Source organism: Thauera terpenica 58Eu, assembly GCF_000443165.1.
In the GTDB taxonomy this organism is placed as follows: Bacteria; Pseudomonadota; Gammaproteobacteria; order Burkholderiales; family Rhodocyclaceae; genus Thauera; species Thauera terpenica.
The window spans coordinates 124,014-142,110 of sequence record NZ_ATJV01000059.1; the positions used below are offsets into that span (position 1 = coordinate 124,014).

Here is an 18,097-nt window from a genome sequence, read left to right on the forward strand (position 1 = left end):
CCTCACGCTCGGGCGATGGCGCCCAAGGCCATAAAAAAACTCCGCACCCTGCGTCCGCGTGTGCTCATCTGAGCACCGGCGCTTCTTCGAAGGTGTGATGCGGGGCCGGCGACGGCACCGTCCATTCCAGCCCTTCCGCCCCTTCCCAGGAGCGCGCGGCGGCGCGCTCGCCGCCACGGATGCACTTGATCACCGCGACCAGGAAGATCAGCTGCGACAAGCCGAAGCCAAAGGCCCCGATCGAGATCAGCGCGTTGAAATCGGCGAACTGCAGCGCATAGTCGGGAATGCGGCGCGGCATGCCGGCAAGGCCGAGGAAGTGCATGGGGAAGAAGGTGATGTTGAAAAACACCAGCGAACACCAGAAGTGCAACTTGCCAAGAAACTCGCTCGGCATGTGGCCGGTCCATTTCGGCAGCCAGTAGTAGGCACCGGCAAACAGGGCGAACAGCGACCCGGCCACCAGCACATAGTGGAAGTGCGCCACCACGTAATAGGTGTCCTGCACCTGGATGTCGATTGGTGCGATGGCGCAGATGAGTCCGGTGAAGCCCCCGATCGTGAACACGAAGATGAAGCCGACCGCCCACAGCATCGGGGTTTCGAAACTCAGCGAACCCCGCCACATGGTCGCCACCCAGTTGAACACCTTCACCCCGGTGGGCACCGCGATCAGCATGGTGGCGTACATGAAGAAGAGCTGGCCTGCCGCCGGCATGCCGGTGGCGAACATGTGGTGCGCCCACACCGCGAAGGACAGGATGGCGATCGCGGCCACCGCGTACACCATCGACGCATAGCCGAACAGCGGCTTGCGTGCGAAGGCGGGAATGATCTGGCTGACGATGCCGAACGCCGGCAGGATCATGATGTAGACCTCGGGATGACCGAAGAACCAGAAGATGTGCTGGTACATCACCGGATCGCCACCGCCGGCGGCGTTGAAGAAGCTGGTGCCGAAGTGGCGATCGGTGAGGATCATCGTCACCGCCCCGGCCAGCACCGGCATCACCGCAATCAGCAAGTAGGCGGTGATCAGCCAGGTCCAGCAGAACATGGGCATCTTCATCATCGTCATGCCGGGCGCGCGCATGTTGAGCACGGTGACGACGATGTTGATCGCGCCCATGATCGAGCTGATGCCCATGATGTGGATGGCAAAGATGGCCAGATCCATGCCCATGCCCATCTGCACCGACAGCGGCGCATACATCGTCCACCCTGCGGCGGCGGCACCCCCCGGCACGAAAAAGGAGCCCAGGAGCAGGATCGCAGCCGGCGGCAACAGCCAGAAGCTCCAGTTGTTCATGCGCGCAAACGCCATGTCGCTGGCGCCGATCATGAGCGGGATCATCCAGTTCGCGAAGCCGACGAAGGCCGGCATGATGGCGCCGAACACCATCACCAGCCCGTGCATGGTGGTGAGCTGATTGAAGAACTCGGGCTGCACCACCTGCAGGCCGGGTTGAAAGAGTTCGGCCCTTATCGTCAGCGCCATCACCCCCCCGGACAGGAACATGAAGAAGCTGAAGAACATGTACAGCGTGCCGATGTCCTTGTGGTTGGTCGTCGTGATCCAGCGCATCAGGCCGCTCTGGCCATGTTGATGCCCCTGGAGCTGATCATGTGTGACGGCGGCCATGCGGGGTCCTCCTGTCGAACAGCGACAAAACAACTACGAGAGACAACTTTTCCAACACCAAGCTCGAGGCACGAGAGCAGTCACGGCACATCAATCCTGGCGCACCGCTCGGGGTGCACACCCCGCCATGCGCAAGCTGTCAATGGACTCAGGTCTTGCCGTCAGCCACGGCGGCCACATTGAGGCCAACGTCGAGCCCACGTGCTCCGACTCCAGCCGGCGCACCGTCCTCGGGCGTCACACTGACTGCAGCGGCTGTCCCGGCGGACATCCCAGCCTGCTGCTCGGCAACCCACTGCGCATACCTCTCGGCAGACACCACGTGCACCTCGATCGGCATGAAGCCATGGTCACGGCCGCACAGCTCGGCGCAGTTGCCACGAAACACCCCTTCCTTCTCGGCGAGGAACCAGGCGTCGCGGATGAAGCCGGGGATGGCGTCCTGCTTGACGCCGAAGGCGGGCACCCACCATGAATGGATGACGTCATTCGCGGTCAGCAGCATGCGCACCTTCTTGCCCACGGGGACGACCAGGGGCTTGTCCACTTCCAGCAGATAGGCCTCGCCCTTGGGCGCACCCCCTTCGATCTGATCGCGCGGCGTCGACATGCTGGAGAAGAAACGTACGCCTTCACCTTCGCCCTGCAGGTAGTCGTAGCCCCACTTCCACTGATAACCGGTCGCCTTGACGGTGATGTCGGGGTTGGAGGTGTCCTTCATGTCGATCACGGTGCGGGTGGCGGGCCAGGCCATGCCGAGCAGAATCAGGATGGGGATGATGGTCCACGCGATCTCCACCACCGTGTTCTCATGGAAATGCGCCGCAACCGCACCCTTGGATTTGCGGTGATTGAACACCGCCCAGAACATCACCCCGAATACGCCAATGAAGATGACCAGGCAGATCACCATCAACCAGGTGTGCATGTCGTTGATCTGCTGCGCGATGCTGGTGACCGGTGTCTGCAGGTTGTAGCGCGCTGGCGCGTCCTGGGCGAACGCTGGCGCGACAGCACCAAGGGCTGGCAGGAAACTCGCGATGCGACTGACATGTCCCATGAGCACCCTCTACGCGTTGTGGTTTTGGCAAGCCAGATTGATGGTGCCATAGCAAAAAACGCACTAGCAACACGGGATTTTGATAAATGTCAATATATTGCGGCGCAATACCTGATAAGTGCCGCATCAAACATGCGTTCGCTGGCCATGTTCGGGGTTTTCCCATGGGCTCGATTTCGGCAATGCAGCACAAAAATCGAAAATCAACGCGGCTCAAGCCACGCTCGCCCGCAACGCCCACCACCGTGGCGGGATTGCTCTCAGCTTGAGCCAGCGGACAACCTGCGTTGCAAGCCCCGCATCAGACTGCCAATCAAGGGCAGGTGGGCATACAGCTCTTCGGCCGGATCCCAGTAATCGCGGTGCAGCACCACCTTGCCGCCGGCATCGAAACGCAGATGACTCACGCCAGCTACGACAAGGTCGCGCCCGCGCAGCCTGAGGTGAAAGTTCCACCCCAGCATGGCCTGATCACCATCGACGATGCGCGTAGTGACAGCGAAGCGCGGTCCATCAACGCTTGCGAACATGTGTTCGAAAATGCCGCGAATGGCGACCACACCCAGGACTTCGTTGAACGGATCCTTGAAGCGCGCCTCGGCCGCATACAGTGCGTCGAGCTCATGCAGCGTGGCGGGGGACAGCGCCTCAAAGAAATCGGCGAGGCGATCCACGGCCTTCGCTGTGCTCACAGCGTGCAGGTTCATCGCTGCCTCTACAGCCCGGTCAGGCGCCGGATGAGCGGGAAATACCAGCGCCGCGGCAGCCATTGCAAGAGCTTGAGCACGCGCGTGAAGCGACGCGGAAAATGGATCTCGAAGTCGCCGCGGGCGAAGCCGGCGATGATCTCCTGCGCGGCCTCCTCGGCGCTGATCAGCGCCGGCATGTGAAAGTCGTTCCGTGCCGTGAGCGGAGTAAGCACGAAACCGGGGTCGATCAGGTACACACCCAAGCCCTTGGGCGAGAGGTCGAGATGCAAGGTCTCGGCAAAGTTGATCAGTGCCGCCTTGCTCGGTCCATACACGCTGGCCTTGGGCAGGCCGCCGTAGCCCGCGACACTGCCCACGAGCGCGATTGCGCCCTGTCCTCTTTGCATCAGGTGCGGAATCACCGCCGCCGCGCCGACCATGGCCCCGAACACATTGGTGTCCAGAGTTTCGCGGATCAGCGTGGACTCCAGCTCCCAGGCGCGCAGCGGGCGATAAGTGCCGGCGCACAACACCAGCAGGTCGATGCCGCCCCAGTGGGCAAGCAGCGTGTCACGCGCACGGGCAAAGTCTTCCGGCCGGGTGACGTCCATAGCCGCAAGCACGGTATCGATGCCGCAATCGAGTGCGACCGCCTCCAGCCCGCTACGACTGCGCGCCGACAAGCCCAGCCGCGCCCCCCGCGCCGCCAAGGCCCGCGCCAGCGCCGCGCCTATGCCCGACGAAGCCCCCACCACCCATACGCGCTTTCCCTGCCAGTCGCGGATAGGTGGATTGAGCGGCGCCAGCCAGGCCATCACCCGCCCCACCTGTAGAAGGACGGCGACAAGCCCAAGGCCTCGCATGCAAGGAAATCAGATGCGGGGCTGCGAGTCATGCTCATTCATGGTCATTACAGACGCCTGCGCTCATGACGCTGCTTCCAGATGGGCAAACACATAGTGATGCACGTCGATATCGCCACTCACGAAGCCGGCTTCGCAATACGACAGATAAAAGCGCCACGTGCGACGGAAGCGTTCGTCAAAGCCCTGCGCCTTCACCGCGGGCCACTGCGCCTCGAAGCGCTCATGCCAGTGCGCCAGGGTGCGTGCGTAATCTTTGCCGAAGGCGAAGTCGCCTACCACCTCAAAGCCGGCCTGACGTGCGCGCAGCTCCACAGCACCGGGGCTGGGCAACATGCCGCCGGGGAAGATGTGGCGCTGAATGAAGTCGGTGCCGCGGCGATAACGCGCGAACAAGGCATCGGCGACGGTGATCGACTGCACCACGCAGCGCCCCGAGGGCTTCAGGCGTGCTGACAGCTGGGCGAAATAGGTCGGCCAGAAGCGCTCACCGACGGCCTCGATCATCTCGATCGACACCACGTGGTCGTACTGCCCGCGCACATCACGGTAATCGCACAGCTCGAAATCCACCTGCTCGCCATAGCCGCCTTTTTCGGCGCGCGCGCGTGCAAAGGCGAGTTGCGACGGCGACAGCGTGATGCCCAGCACCCGACACCCAAACTCGGTCGCCGCCACCTCGGCAAAACCACCCCAGCCGCAGCCGATCTCAAGAATGGTCTGACCCGGTTTCACATCGAGCTGGCCGAGAATGCGGCGATATTTACGCAACTGCCCATCCCGCAAGGGCTCCCCGGCCGATGCGAACATTGCAGCCGAGTATGTCATCGACGGATCGAGCCAGAGCGCATAGAAGTCGTTGCCCAGATCGTAGTGGGCTTCGATGTTGCGGCGCGAGCCGCTGCGCGTGTTGGCGCGCAGCAGATGGGTGACGCGATGGCCGATCATGCTCAAAAGACGACCATGGATGGCTTGACCGATACGCTCACGATTGCGCGACAGCAGCGTGAGCAGCCCCGTGAGATCGTCGGTATCCCAGTGCTCATCCATGAAGCTTTCGCCAAATCCGATGTCACCGCGCGCCAGGGCTTCGTCGAACATCGCAAGCTCGCGCACACGCAGATGCGCGACCAAAGGCCCATGACCGGCGCGCAGGTGCTCGCCTCCCGGCAGTTCGATTGCCAACGCCCCACCCTCGAGCCCGTCGAGCAACTCCAGCACCATGCGGGTGGCGCGTGGCAGACGCGACCGCTTTATGCTGGCGACAGGCTGCAGAACGTGTTCCGGTGCATTCATCGGGAGGTCTCCTCTTGCGGCGGCAGGGGTTTGCGATGAAAGCGCACCCGCCGCATGGCCAGGCGTAAGGCCTGCCAATGGATACGGGCGATCACGCCCAGGGTCATGAAAGGTTGGCGCAGCAACCAGCGCCGCATCGCGTGCCCATCGAGCACCTCGGCACGCCCGCCGATCCGGGTGGAGAGCTGCAACACCCCCTCATCCCAGAGGTCGATCTGCACCGCGTGCACACGGCCACGGCGCTCGAAGCGAAAACGGTATTCACCGCTGAGCGGGAAGAAGGGTGAGACGTGAAAGACCTTGCGTGCGCGCAACGCATCGCCAGACTCGATGGCGCGCACATCAGCGTGATGCACCAGGTAATTGTGGCGCTCGCCAAAGGTGTTATTCACCTGCGCCAGCACCACGCGCAAAGCGCCGCTGGCGTCGTGACAGAACCAGAAACTCACCGGGTTGAACACATAGCCGAACACGCGTGGCATGGTCTGCAACACCACCTCACCGTCGCACACTGCGCGCAGCCCGTAGGTATCCAGGACGCGCTGCAGCCAGGGCAGGAGCGCCGAGCCATCACGCGCACCGTGGTCACGCCGCCGAAAGCTGAAAAAATTGGCGCGCTCGATGCCCAGCAGAGGCACCTTGAGATCATCGATGCGGGACAGCGGCAGGCGCAGGAAAGCGCAGGGATAGACAAAACGGTTGTTGGCGACGGTGTGGCGCTCATGCATCACCGCCCCGAAGCACACCGCAGGCTGCAGATGGGCTGCGCCTGCGGCCGCATCTGCACCGAGCGCGGCAGGCGTCTTGCTCACGCTGCCTGCTCCACGCGGGCGACACGGGGCTGCGCCTCACGCCAGGGGACTTTGACGCCCATCGACTCCACCACCGCAAGCGCCGAACGCAGCCCGTCCTCGTGGAAGCCAAAGCCGGTCCAGGCGCCGGCGAACCAGGTGTGGTTGAGCCCTTGCAGGCGCGGCAGATGCTCCTGCGCCTTGATCGCGGTTTCGTCAAACACCGGATGGGCGTAGTGGATGCGTTTGATCAGGTGCTCGGCAGCAGGCTCCCTGAACGGATTCAGTGACACCACCACCGGCACATCGAAAGGCAGTGGCTGCAGGCGATTGATCAGATAGCTCACCGCCACCGGGCGGGTGTCAGGCGCGCCCACACCCGCCATGTAATTCCACGCCGACCACACTTTGCGACGCGTCGGCAACAGGCTGGGGTCGGTGTGCAGCACTGCGGTGTTGTTCTGATAGCGCACCGCGCTCAGCAGCTTGTGCTCTGCGGCGGTGGCGCCATCACTGAGAATGCGTAGCGCCTGGTCGCTATGACAGGCAAGGACGATGCGGTCGAAATGCTCAAGCCCATGGCGCGTGCCCACCCACACCCCATCGACGTCCCGCCGCACCATCGTCACCGCTGAATCGAGGCGCAGATCTTCAAGTTTTTCCACCATCTTGCGCACATAGCTGCGCCCGCCGTTCTTCACCGTCATCCACTGCGGCCGATCGAAGATCTGCAACAAGCCGTGGTTGTGGCAGAAGCGCACGAAGGTGGCGAGCGGGTAATCGAGCATGGTCTGCGTCGGGCAGGACCAGATCGCGGCGGCCATCGGCAGCAGATACCAGTCACGGAAGGACGCGCTGTAATCCTCCAGCGCCAGATAGTCACCAAGCGACAGCGCCGGCATCTCATCGTCTCGGGACAGGCGTGTGGTGTCACGATTGAAGCGCATGATGTCGCTCAGCATGCGCAGAAAAGCCGGGCGCACAAGGTTGCGCGGCTGCGCGAACACGCTGGCAAGGTCAGTGCCGGACCACTCGATATCGTGTTCGGCGAGGCTGACGCCAAAGCTCATCTCACTGTCGACCGCTTCGACTCCGAGCTCTGCAAACAGCGCAATCAGGTTTGGGTAGGTGCGCCGGTTGAACACGAGAAAGCCGGTATCCACCGGATGCGTGACCCCCTCCAGCGAGACGTCGACCGTGTGGGTGTGCCCCCCTGCCGCAGTGCCCGCCTCGAACAAGGTGACCTGCGCATGCTCGGTGAGCAGCCATGCCGTGGACAAACCCGCTATGCCACCGCCGACCACAGCCACGCGCGGCTTGCCGGTGCCTGAGTTTCGGCCGATTTCACCTCTGTCCATGGTCTTACTGCGCAAGGTTCTCGCCTTCGATGAAGGCGTATGCGGAATGGTTGTGAATGGACTCGAAGTTCTCCGAGGCCACCGACCACGCCGCCACCCGCGGCTCCGCACCCAGACGCAGCGCGATGTCACGCACCAGGTCTTCGACGAACTTGGGATTGTCGTAGGCGCGCTCGGTCACCCACTTTTCGTCGGCGCGCTTGAGCAGGCCGAACACCTCACACGAGGCTTCTTCCTCGGCAATGCGCAGCAGCTCGTCGAGCTCCATGTCGGCGCGCAGGCGCACATCGAGCGTGATGTGTGAGCGCTGGTTGTGCGCACCGTAGGCGGAGATCTTCTTCGAACATGGGCACAAGCTGGTCACCGGCACCACCACCTGCAAGCGGGTATGCACGCTGCCGCCCTCGGTTTGCTCGACAATCACGGTGGCGTCCATGTCGAGCAGACTGGCGACGCCTGAAACCGGCGCCTGCTTGCGCACGAACCACGGAAAGCGCGCCTCGATGCGCCCACTGCTGGCCTCAAGGCGCTGCAGCATGTCGGCGAACAGGCCGCGCACACCGGCGAGATCAAGCGCTTCGTGTTGCGCCTCGAGCAACTCCACAAAGCGCGACATGTGCGTGCCCTTCTGATCCGCCGCCAGACCTACCGTCATCTCGATGGTCGCCACCGTGTGCTGCACCGTCCCACCCGCGGCAGCGATCGCCAAGGGGTAGCGCAGGCCACGGACGCCGACACGCTGGATGGGCAGCGCGCGGTGATCGGCACTGGCCTGAACGTCAGGAAGGAAGAACTTGTCGGGGGCGTTCATTTGCGCACCTCCTGCGCCGCCAGACGTGAGGCAGGAATCAGATCAGCGCGATGGACAAACAGCATCAGATCCAGCGCCGCGAGTTCCGCGCTTGCGGACGAGAGCGCAGGCGCAGCTTGCGTGCGCGGAGCAGAAAACGGTGCCGCCGCCAGGGCAAGGGGCGCGAGCACGGCGGCGAGGGCAAGCATGGCTGCCGGCAGCAGCAGGTAGCGGTCTTTGGTTTTCATTTTTTGTCCTGGACAAAACAAGGAAGTGATTGAACATTATGCTAACGATCACCACCTGTCAATTCTTTGTCCTGGACATTTTTACGAGCTTCCCGGAAGCCTCAAACGGCATTACGCTCTCCGGCTATTGACCCGCCTCGGAGCGCTGCCCTGGAACCGCTTGCCCCCACCACTTTCGAACTGATCTCGGCGCTCGCCGGGGGCATCGGCCTGTTCCTGATCGGCATGCACATGATGACCGAGGGCTTGAAACTGGCCGCCGGCCACGCCCTGGAAGGTCTGCTCGAACGCGGCACTGCCACCGCGCCCCGCGGTCTTGCCGCAGGCATGCTGATCACCGCGCTGATGCAGTCCTCCACCGCCATCACCGTCGCCAGCATCGGCTTCGTCAACACCGGCCTGCTGCCGATGAGCAATGCCTTGTGGGTGCTCTTCGGCTCCAACGTCGGCACGACGATGAACACCTGGCTGATTGCCACTCTGGGCCTGGGCCTGAAGATCGACATCTTCGCCATGCCCTTCGTCGGCCTCGGTGCCTTCCTGATGCTCGGTGGCCGCACCCTGCGTGCGCGCGCACTCGGACAGGCGCTGGCGGGCTTCGGCGTGTTCTTCCTCGGCATCGACGGCCTCAAGAACGGTTTTCCGGCCCTGAGCAGCCTGGGCACGCTGCAGGATTTCATCGCCCCCGGTCTCACCGGCTGGCTCATCCTGATCGGCATCGGCACCCTGCTCAGGGTGCTGATGCAGGCCTCGGGCGCGATCATCGCGATCGTCATCGCCGCCGCCCAGAGCGGCCTGATGACGGTGGAGGCGGCCTGCGCGGTGCTGATCGGCACCAATATCGGCTCCATCTCCACCGCCATCCTGTCGGCCATCGGCGCCACGCCCAATGCGCGCCGGCTCGCCGCAGCACATGTGATCTTCAACCTTGTGACCGGCGCGGTGGCGCTGCTGCTCCTGCCCGTGCTCATCGGCCTGCTCGGCTGGCTGGATGCCAACCTGAAAGAGCCACCGATACCGGCCTTGATGATTGCCCTCTTCCATACCGTGTTCAATCTGGTCGGCGTGATGCTGATGGTGCCGCTGGCGCCGGGCATGCTGCGCCTGCTCGAGAAGCGCTTTCTCAGCCGCAGCGAAGAGCTCGCCCGTCCGCACTACCTCGACGCCAACTCGCTCGCCATTCCCGACCTCGCGCTCCATGCCTTGCGCATGGAGCTCGGACGCACACAGGGCTTCGCACTCGCGGCACTCGCCGCACTCAGCCGCCTGCCCATGGACGGCGCCACGCTGGCGCGCGAGAGCGCGGCACTGCAGGCGCTGGCGCCTGCGATCGGCAACTACGCACGCCAGCTGAGCGCTGCCAGCCTGCCGCAAGCGCTGGTCGAAGCCCTCGCCCACAGCTTGCGCACGCTGCAGTACCAGGAGAGCGCCATCGTTGCCGTGCGCGAGGCAGCCGCGCTGACCGCCGCGCTGGGGCACAGCGCCGGCCCGGATTACGCCGCCGCCGTCGAGCGCTTCCGCCAGGCGGTGGCCGCCCTGGCCGTTGCAGCCAACCCCGACCTTGAGGGCTTCAGCCCACAAGCCGTGGAGCAACGCCTGGAAGAAGCCGAAGGCGAATACCAGGCGCTGAAGGAAGCGCTCCTGCTCGCCGGCGCACATGCACGCCTGGACATCCGCACCATGCAGAACTGGCTGCGTCTTGCCAGCCTGGAGCGCCGCGCGACCGAGCAGGCGGCCAAGGCCGCCCGCATGATCGCCGCCCTGGAAAGCAGGAGCTCAGCGCAGGAACTCGCCCGCGTGGTCAGGGACATCACTGAAGACCAGAGCGGCACAGACCGCGACGCCGACCACTGAAGCCCCTGAGGTGCGGCACGCGCGCCCTGCGCACCGGACCCGACCTCAGGCCGGCACACGCGTAGGCACACGCACGCTCAAGCAGACTGCGAGGGGTGCGCGTCGCGCCACTCCTGCAAGGCAAGGAGGCTGTCCTCCAGGCCCTCAACCACGCGCACGCCATCGAGGCGCTTGTGCCGGTTGTGTACGGCTCCACCACCGGCCCAGAGCGCGACATGCGCCGGCAGACTGGCCCTCAGCTCCAGCAGGTCGTCCACCACCTGACGCGCCGGATAGGCGCTGCTGAAGGACAGCGCGACCACATCGAACGCTCCCGCGAGCGCGGCAGCGCGTATGTCGGCGAGCGGGGTACGCGTGCCCAGTGAAGTGCAGGCTGCGCCCTCGGGCACCAGCATCGCCTCCGCCATCAGCAGTCCGAGCACATGCAACTCGTCCGGCAAGGTGGTGAGCAAGATCCGCGGCCGGCCGTCGCCGCCCGCCTGCGCGCCGATCGCCGCGCGAAGCAGGTTCTGCACTTGCTCGGTGAAAAGGTGCTCATCCGCAACGAGCAGTTCCCCCCGCATCCAGGCCTCGCCCACCTCAGCCGCCAGCGGCGCCAGGGTGTCCACCACAAAGCGTTGCAGGCCCTGCTTCATCAGCGCACGCCGCAAGCCCGCAGCCAGTTCTGCAGCGCGGTGCAGGCAAACGCACTGCAGCAGCGTCGCATCGTGCTCCGGCGCCTGGGGGTCCACACTCTCATTGCGCAAGGTCTCGACGAGATCCGCAAGCTCTTCGGCCGTGGCCGCAACAATGCGTGCCGGGCGGTGCCCAGCGTCGAGCAGACGCCGGATCAGGCGCAAGCGGTCGAGCTGGTCCTGCGGGTAGAGGCGCTCACCATTGGCGTTGCGTGCCGGAGCGGGAAAACCATAGCGGCGCTCCCACACCCGCAGCGTGTCCTTGGACAAACCGGTGTCGCGCTCGACAGCGGCGATGGAAAAGACAGCTTGTTCGTGGGAGAGGGTGTTCATCACGGGCGAAGAGCAGGTTGGAAAGGCAAATGCACAACAGCGGGAGATGCGCATACAAGCCGGGCATGCTAGGCCTCAGTGTATTTTTTGTCCACGACAAACGCGATCAAAATCGAAAAGCCACTCAGCCCTTCCTGCACCATGACAGCAAGCTCCAACCGCCCCCTTGAATGCCAGGGGCCAGACCGGCGACGATGACACGCCCAAGCAGATGGACGGCGGCGGCGAGCACGGCATCGCCAGCCCTCGCATCATCGCGCACCGGCTCGAGCTCATTGCTGCCTCAAGCCGGGCCCGGCGGCGGCGGTGCGATCTCAGTCTGCGCCGCGGTGGCCGACAACTCCTCTTCCAGCAGGGCCGCAAGCTCCTCGTGGGCCTCCTTGGCCGACTGGATGAGTTGGCTTTCGTCGTGATACAGGGCCTGCTCCCGTTTGAGCAGCTCGTGGTCATGGATTGCGAACCGGTCCACGATCTGGCGCGCCGAGGCCGGTGACTTGCCGAGCGCCTCGAAGATCATGCACGTCATGTCCAGGCTGGACTTGAAGGTCTCGCGCATCAACAACACCACGCCCAGGTCCATCAAGCGGTAAGCGTGGAAGCGGTCGCGCGCCCTGGCCACGACCTGCACCTGCGGGAAATGCTTGCGCACGAGTTCGGCGCAGCGCAAGGAGGTCTCGATGTCGTCGATCGCCAGCACGAAGATCTTCGCCTCGCCGACGCGGGCGGCGTCCAGCACCGCGAGGTGGGCTGCGTTGCCGTAATAGGCATTGATGCCGAAGCGGCGCATGGTATCGACCTCTTCCCGGTTCTTGTCCAGTGCGGTGAAGCGGACACCTCGCAGCCGCAACACCCGGCCGATGATCTGCCCGACGCGACCGAAACCGGCGATCACCACGGTGCTGGCCTCATGCGGCATCTCATCGGCCTGGGGCTCGGGCTGCGCCGCAGCCTCCTTCGCATTGATGCGGTCGCCCACAATGAGCAGCAGGGGGGCGATCGCCATCGACAAGGCCACCGCCAGCACCAGTTGCTCGATAACGTCGGTGGGCAGGATGGCGCTCTTGCGCGCAACGCCGAAAAGCACGAAGGCGAACTCGCCACATTGCGCCAGCGCCAGCGCCTGCATGCGCGACACCTTGGCACTGGCTCCCACCAGCCGGCGCAGAGCGTAGAGGCCGAAGCCCTTGATCGCAACCAGGCCGACGGTGAGCCCCATGACCTCGATCGGGTGCTCGAGGATCATGCCGAGATTGATCCCCATACCGACGGCGATGAAGAAAAAACCCATCAGCAGGCCCTGGAACGGGGCGATGGAGCCTTCGAGCTCGTGGCGGAAATCGGAGTCGGACAACAGCACGCCGGCAACGAAGGCCCCGAGCGACATCGACAGCCCGCTCGCCTCCAGCAGCAGTGCCAGGCCCAAGGCGGTGGCGAGCGCGGCGGCGGTGAACATCTCGCGGCTGTCGATGCGGCTGACATGGCGAAAGACGATGTCGAGCACCGGCCGGCCGATCACCACCACCACCGCCAGCACGGCCAGCCCGATCACCGGCGACACGCCTTCATCGGCGGATTTCGCCCCCAGCAGCGGCAACAGCGCCAGCAGCGGGATCACCATCAGGTCCTGGAAGAGCAGGATGGCAAAGGTCTCGCGCCCATAGCGGCTGTGCAGTTCGCGGCGCTCGGCCAGGGTCGGCAACACGAAGGCGGTGGACGACAGCGCCAGCGCCAGACCGGCGAGGATCGCCTCCGCCCAGCCCAGGCCGAGCAGGCGCGCGGCACCGATCAGCAGCGCACCGACACCGAAGAACTGCAGCCCGCCCAGGCCGATCACCGGCTTGCGCAGCGCCCACAGGCGCGAGGGCTGCAGCTCCAGGCCGATGATGAAGAGCAGCAACACCACCCCGAGCTCGGCGGTGTGGAGCAGGTTCGCGGGATCGTGGACCACGCGCAGGCCCCAGGGCCCGATCAGCACCCCGGCGGCGAGATAGCCGAGCACCGTGCCGAGGCCGGCACGCTTGAAGAACGGCACCAGAAAGACGGCCACGACGAGCAGCGCGGCGAAGGTTGCAACGGATTGCATTGGATGTGGATTCAGTCAATGAGCGCAGAGCGCGAGGCTGCCTCGAATGGTCCGAGGCCTTCAGTGAATTCTGCAGCGCCAGTATGAGCGCGATTGAGTTCGATTCAATTTCTCTGACGACCAGAGGCGCTCCCCGACGCCATCACCCCGAACCCGGCTCAAATCGCCCTCAGACACCCGCGACTTCAGCCCGACCGGCGTCAGAGCGCCTGAACCGCAGCATTCTTACGATACACCAGGCGCTGCAGCTTGTAGCAGGCCGCCATCATGGTGAGCGCGAGCTTCGCCCGCGCTTGACCGAGGCACCCCGAGGTCTTCGGCCAAGCGCCCTTAGCCGCTACAATGCGCGCCATGCATACTGCGTTCGCGCCCCCTGCCGCACTTCACACCCTCCAGCACGTGTTCGGCTATCCCGCGTTCCGCGGCGAGCAGCAGACCATCGTCGAGCACCTGACGAACGGCGGCGACGCCCTGGTGTTGATGCCTACCGGTGGCGGCAAGTCGCTGTGCTTCCAGATCCCGGCCCTGCTGCGCGAAGGCACGGCCATCGTGGTGTCGCCATTGATCGCGCTCATGCAGGATCAGGTCAGCGCCCTGGTCGAGGCTGGCGTCAAAGCTGCTTTCCTCAATTCCAGCCAGGGTGTGGACACCGCGCGTGCGGTCGAGCGCGCGCTCTACGCCGGCGAACTCGACCTGCTCTACGTGGCCCCCGAGCGCCTGATGACGCCGCGCTTTCTGGACCAGCTCGATCACCTGCGCGACACCAATCGGCTGAGCCTGTTCGCCATCGACGAGGCGCACTGCGTGTCGCAATGGGGTCACGACTTCCGTCCCGAATACCTGCAGCTGTCCATCCTGCCCGAGCGCTACCCCAACATCCCGCGCATCGCCCTCACCGCCACCGCCGACCGCCAGACCCGCGAGGAAATCGCCCAGCGCCTGAACCTGCAGCACGCGCGGCGTTTCGTGTCGAGCTTCGACCGCCCCAACATCCGCTACACCATCGTGGACAAGGACGACCCGCGCCGCCAGCTGCTGCACTTCATCCGTGAGGAATGCCCGGCCGAGGCCGGCATCGTGTACTGCCTGTCACGGCGCAAGGTCGAGGAAACCGCCGCCTGGCTGCAGGAACAAGGTCTCAACGCCCTGCCCTACCACGCCGGCATGACGCAGGAGATTCGCGCCGAGCACCAGACCCGCTTCCTGCGCGAAGACGGGCTGATCATGGTGGCAACGATCGCCTTCGGCATGGGCATCGACAAACCGGACGTGCGTTTCGTCGCCCACCTCGACCTGCCGCGCTCGATCGAGGGCTACTACCAGGAAACCGGCCGCGCCGGCCGTGACAGCCTGCCAGCGCAGGCCTGGATGGCCTGGGGTGCGCAGGACGTGGTGCAGCAGCGCCGCATGATCGACGAGTCCGAAGCCAGCGAAGAGTTCAAGCGCCTGGCCCGCAACCGCCTGGAGGTGCTGGTCGGCCTGGTCGAGGCCACCACCTGCCGGCGCCAGCACCTGCTCGCCTACTTTGGCGAGGCGTCGACGCCCTGCGGCAACTGCGACAACTGCCTCCACCCGCCCCAGACCTGGGACGCGACCGAGGCCGCGCGCAAGGCGCTGTCCTGCGTCTATCGCACCGGCCAACGCTATGGCGCGGGCCATCTGATCGACGTGCTGCGCGGCGAAGTCACCGCCAAGGTGATCGAGCGTGGCCACCAGGACATCACCACCTTCGGCATCGGCAACGAGCTCGACGAAAAGCGCTGGCGCACGGTGTTCCGCCAGCTGGTGGCGCGCGAGCTGGTCGCGGTGGACCACGAACGCTACAACGCCCTGCGCCTGACCGACGCCGCTCGCCCCGTGCTGCGCGGCGAAGCCGGGTTTCACCTGAGGGTGGAGCGCGAGCGCAGCCGCGCGAAACGACGCGGCACGCCCCAGCTCGAGATTCCAGCAGGCATCCCGACCACGCTCTTCGATCGCCTGCGCGCCTGGCGCTTCGCCACCGCCAAGGAACGCAACGTTCCCGCCTACGTGGTGTTCCAGGATGCCACCCTGCGCGAGATCGCCATCGCCCGCCCGCACACCCAGGCCGAACTCGGCAGCATCAGCGGCATCGGCGACCGCAAGCTCGAGGCCTACGGCGCAGCCATTCTTGCCATCGTCGCCGAAACACGCTGACCCTCTCCCCAGCCCCTTGCAGCGTCAGGCCAGAGCAGTCACTCGCCACGCCCCCAGGCAAGGCAATGAGAGCCTGAGCAGGCGCACTAAATCACAGGGGCAAAGCACGGGCAGCGGTGTAGTTCCGGCAACTCACGGCCAAGGCCCCGAATCACTGATTCGTCCGCATCGATGACAATGCCCCTGGTACGCACGCTTATTTCGATTGTCCTGACCATCGCCGCGCAGTCTGGAGCCATTGCGGCCAGGAACAGCGTCGACGGCGCAGCTGACCCGGACTTTTTCGACCTGAGTCTCGAACAACTCATGGACGTGGTCGTCACCTCGGTGTCCAAGCGCGAGCAATTGCTGTCGAACACTGCGGCCGCCGTGCATGTGATCACGGCCGAGGATATTCGCCGCAGCGGTGCGACCAACCTGCCCGAGGCCCTGCGCCTTGCGCCGGGCGTGCACGTCGCGCAATTCAGCAACAACCGCTGGAGCGTGTCGATTCGGGGTTTCGGCGGACGCTATGCGAACAAACTGCTGGTGCTGCAGGACGGGCGCAGCCTGTATACGCCGCTGTACTCGGGGGTGTTCTGGGAGTTTCAGGACATCCCGCTCGAGACCATCGAGCGCATCGAGATCGTACGCGGCCCGGGCGCATCGATCTGGGGCGCAAACGCCGTCAACGGTGTCATCAACATCATTACCCGCAGCGCCCGCGGAGCGCCGGATGGCCAGCTTGCCATGAGCGCCGGTGACAGCCTGCGCGGCAGCCTGTTCGCCAGTCGCAGCCTGGAAGTGGCCCCCGACACCCATCTCGAGGTGCACGCCAAGTCACAGTACGTCACCCCCTCGTCCGCACTCGGCAATGACAAGGCGCGCGACTTCTGGCGCACCCGCCAGGCCGGCTTCCGCCTGGACCGCAGCGCGGACGATGACACTTTCCGCCTGCAGGGCTCGGTACGCAACAGCGCGGCCGGCGACGAGCTGACTCAAGGGACACCCGGCGTCGATCCCGTTCCGCTCGGCTACACCTCTTCTGCCGACACCGCCTATGTCCTCGGGCGCTGGGAGCACCTGGATGCAAACGGCACAACGCACGCGCTGCAATCCTACTTCGAACACACCGAGCTCGACATCGGCATCGCCAGCGAACAACGCCACACCCTCGACATCGAATACCAGCAGCAACGCAGCCTCGGCAGCCAACACCAGGTGGTGTGGGGTGCGGGCTGGCGCTACAGCGAAGACCGTGTGCGTGGCGCCGCGCCCTACTCCCTGATCAAGGGCGAACGCGACCGGACCAATCTTTTCAGCCTGTTTGTACAGGACGAGATCACGCTCGTGCCCGAACGCTGGACCCTGACCCTGGGCAGCCGGCTCGAACATCACGACTACTCGGACCTCACGTTCCAGCCCAACGCGCGTCTGTTATTCACGCCTGACACACGGCACAGCCTGTGGGCCGCGGTGGCGCGGGCGGCGCGCACACCATCACGTGGCGAACGCTCGGTGACCGCGAGGCTGCCCGCACAGCAACAGGAAATTCAGTTTCCCGGGGCACCCGGACCGAGCCCGATCCATGTCATTCCCTACATCACCGGCAGCACTGACTTCAGAACCGAGGAACTCGACGCCCTGGACCTGGGCTGGCGTACAAGCTGGAACCGCAACTTCAGCACCGAGCTCGCCGCCTACCATTACCGTTACGACCACCTGCGCGCAACGATCCCCGGCACACAACTCATCCCCAGCGGCATACGCCCGGATGTGTTCTTGCTGCCGTCGATGCTGACCAACGCACTCAGCCCTCCCAACCGTGCACGATCCACCGGCCTGGAGCTGAGTGCGGACTGGCACGTGACACCGAACTGGCGCCTGCAGTCGTCCTACAGCGTGATGCACCTGCGGCTACCCGAGCCTTCGCGACCGTCCGAGTTCAGCGAAAACTCACCGGAACGGATGTTCTCCCTGCGCTCCGCCTTCAAACCCACAGCAAAGCTGCAGTGGGATGTGTGGCTGCGCCACACCAGCGCGACCAACACCTTCTTCATCGCTCCGCGGCAGCGCATCCCTGCTCACTGGGCTGTAGACATGCGGCTTGCGTGGCAGCCGAACAAGACGGTAGAGCTCGCGCTGGTCGGCCAGAACCTCTTCGACTCGCGCCACCTCGAGACCATCATGGAGCCGCTTGAATCACCCCTGACCGAGGTCGAGCGCAGCGTATACCTGCGCGCAGATTTCCGTTTCTGACGC

The 18,097-nt window shown here is 64.9% G+C and carries 14 protein-coding genes; 3 read left to right on the top strand and 11 right to left on the bottom strand.

Going from position 1 to position 18,097, the window contains the following annotated elements; translation table 11 throughout:
* Positions 1-64: 64 nt before the first annotated feature.
* The 9 genes from ctaD to M622_RS31700 all read right to left on the bottom strand — a co-directional run bounded on the left by ctaD (position 65) and on the right by M622_RS31700 (position 8,737).
* Positions 65-1,642 carry a cytochrome c oxidase subunit I gene (gene ctaD, locus M622_RS31660; protein ID WP_021249681.1) on the bottom strand — a complete coding sequence of 526 codons (1,578 nt, stop codon included), beginning with the start codon at positions 1,640-1,642 and terminating at the stop codon, positions 65-67.
* Positions 1,643-1,790: 148 nt separating this feature from the next.
* On the bottom strand, positions 1,791-2,702 hold the full coding sequence (coxB, locus tag M622_RS31665; protein ID WP_084520743.1) for a cytochrome c oxidase subunit II: 912 nt from the start codon (positions 2,700-2,702) through the stop codon (positions 1,791-1,793).
* Between the two features lie 260 nt (positions 2,703-2,962).
* Complete coding sequence (locus M622_RS31670) at positions 2,963-3,409, bottom strand: nuclear transport factor 2 family protein (RefSeq protein WP_021249683.1); 447 nt, start codon at positions 3,407-3,409, stop codon at positions 2,963-2,965.
* A gap of 8 nt (positions 3,410-3,417) precedes the next feature.
* The gene (locus tag M622_RS31675) at positions 3,418-4,254 is read right to left on the bottom strand and encodes an SDR family NAD(P)-dependent oxidoreductase (protein ID WP_021249684.1); all 837 of its coding nucleotides are present in this window, start codon (positions 4,252-4,254) and stop codon (positions 3,418-3,420) included.
* Between the two features lie 63 nt (positions 4,255-4,317).
* On the bottom strand, positions 4,318-5,550 hold the full coding sequence (locus M622_RS31680) for an SAM-dependent methyltransferase (protein ID WP_021249685.1): 1,233 nt from the start codon (positions 5,548-5,550) through the stop codon (positions 4,318-4,320).
* Entirely contained in the window at positions 5,547-6,362 is an 816-nt protein-coding gene (locus tag M622_RS31685; RefSeq protein WP_021249686.1) for a DUF1365 domain-containing protein, read from the bottom strand. Before M622_RS31685 ends, M622_RS31680 begins: the two co-directional genes overlap by 4 nt.
* The gene (locus tag M622_RS31690; protein WP_021249687.1) at positions 6,359-7,699 is read right to left on the bottom strand and encodes an NAD(P)/FAD-dependent oxidoreductase; all 1,341 of its coding nucleotides are present in this window, start codon (positions 7,697-7,699) and stop codon (positions 6,359-6,361) included. The genes M622_RS31685 and M622_RS31690 overlap by 4 nt, the downstream gene beginning before the upstream one ends.
* Positions 7,700-7,703: 4 nt before the next feature.
* A complete protein-coding gene (gene folE2 / locus M622_RS31695) occupies positions 7,704-8,510 on the bottom strand; it encodes a GTP cyclohydrolase FolE2 (RefSeq protein ID WP_021249688.1) in 807 nt (268 codons plus the stop codon).
* A complete protein-coding gene (locus tag M622_RS31700) occupies positions 8,507-8,737 on the bottom strand; it encodes a hypothetical protein (protein WP_021249689.1) in 231 nt (76 codons plus the stop codon). Before M622_RS31700 ends, folE2 begins: the two co-directional genes overlap by 4 nt.
* Positions 8,738-8,962: 225 nt before the next feature.
* Between M622_RS31700 and M622_RS31705 the strand changes: the two genes are divergently transcribed.
* Entirely contained in the window at positions 8,963-10,591 is a 1,629-nt protein-coding gene (locus tag M622_RS31705; protein WP_021249691.1) for a Na/Pi cotransporter family protein, read from the top strand.
* Positions 10,592-10,668: 77 nt separating this feature from the next.
* On the opposite strand, the gene M622_RS31710 is transcribed toward M622_RS31705, so the two are convergent.
* Positions 10,669-11,598: a MerR family transcriptional regulator gene (locus M622_RS31710; RefSeq protein WP_021249692.1), complete on the bottom strand. Its 930-nt coding sequence runs from the start codon at positions 11,596-11,598 to the stop codon at positions 10,669-10,671.
* Between the two features lie 283 nt (positions 11,599-11,881).
* Positions 11,882-13,681, bottom strand: coding sequence for a monovalent cation:proton antiporter-2 (CPA2) family protein (locus M622_RS31715; RefSeq protein WP_021249694.1), 1,800 nt, complete (start codon positions 13,679-13,681; stop codon positions 11,882-11,884).
* 342 nt (positions 13,682-14,023) lie between these two features.
* Between M622_RS31715 and recQ the strand changes: the two genes are divergently transcribed.
* Both recQ and M622_RS31725 read left to right on the top strand, forming a co-directional pair.
* The gene (recQ, locus tag M622_RS31720; protein WP_021249696.1) at positions 14,024-15,856 is read left to right on the top strand and encodes a DNA helicase RecQ; all 1,833 of its coding nucleotides are present in this window, start codon (positions 14,024-14,026) and stop codon (positions 15,854-15,856) included.
* A gap of 171 nt (positions 15,857-16,027) precedes the next feature.
* The gene (locus M622_RS31725; RefSeq protein WP_084520741.1) at positions 16,028-18,094 is read left to right on the top strand and encodes a TonB-dependent receptor plug domain-containing protein; all 2,067 of its coding nucleotides are present in this window, start codon (positions 16,028-16,030) and stop codon (positions 18,092-18,094) included.
* Positions 18,095-18,097: the final 3 nt, after the last annotated feature.

Bases quoted from the DNA above. Each gene is read 5' to 3' on its own strand.
- M622_RS31710 (WP_021249692.1), bottom strand. From the start codon at position 11,598: ATGAACACCCTCTCCCACGAACAAGCTGTCTTTTCCATCGCCGCTGTC.
- M622_RS31675 (WP_021249684.1), bottom strand. From the start codon at position 4,254: ATGCGAGGCCTTGGGCTTGTCGCCGTCCTTCTACAGGTGGGGCGGGTG.
- folE2 (WP_021249688.1), bottom strand. From the start codon at position 8,510: ATGAACGCCCCCGACAAGTTCTTCCTTCCTGACGTTCAGGCCAGTGCC.
- ctaD (WP_021249681.1), bottom strand. From the start codon at position 1,642: ATGGCCGCCGTCACACATGATCAGCTCCAGGGGCATCAACATGGCCAG.
- M622_RS31680 (WP_021249685.1), bottom strand. From the start codon at position 5,550: ATGAATGCACCGGAACACGTTCTGCAGCCTGTCGCCAGCATAAAGCGG.
- recQ (WP_021249696.1), top strand. From the start codon at position 14,024: ATGCGCGCCATGCATACTGCGTTCGCGCCCCCTGCCGCACTTCACACC.
- coxB (WP_084520743.1), bottom strand. From the start codon at position 2,702: ATGGGACATGTCAGTCGCATCGCGAGTTTCCTGCCAGCCCTTGGTGCT.
- M622_RS31715 (WP_021249694.1), bottom strand. From the start codon at position 13,681: ATGCAATCCGTTGCAACCTTCGCCGCGCTGCTCGTCGTGGCCGTCTTT.
- M622_RS31725 (WP_084520741.1), top strand. From the start codon at position 16,028: ATGACAATGCCCCTGGTACGCACGCTTATTTCGATTGTCCTGACCATC.
- M622_RS31700 (WP_021249689.1), bottom strand. From the start codon at position 8,737: ATGAAAACCAAAGACCGCTACCTGCTGCTGCCGGCAGCCATGCTTGCC.
- M622_RS31705 (WP_021249691.1), top strand. From the start codon at position 8,963: ATGCACATGATGACCGAGGGCTTGAAACTGGCCGCCGGCCACGCCCTG.
- M622_RS31670 (WP_021249683.1), bottom strand. From the start codon at position 3,409: ATGAACCTGCACGCTGTGAGCACAGCGAAGGCCGTGGATCGCCTCGCC.
- M622_RS31690 (WP_021249687.1), bottom strand. From the start codon at position 7,699: ATGGACAGAGGTGAAATCGGCCGAAACTCAGGCACCGGCAAGCCGCGC.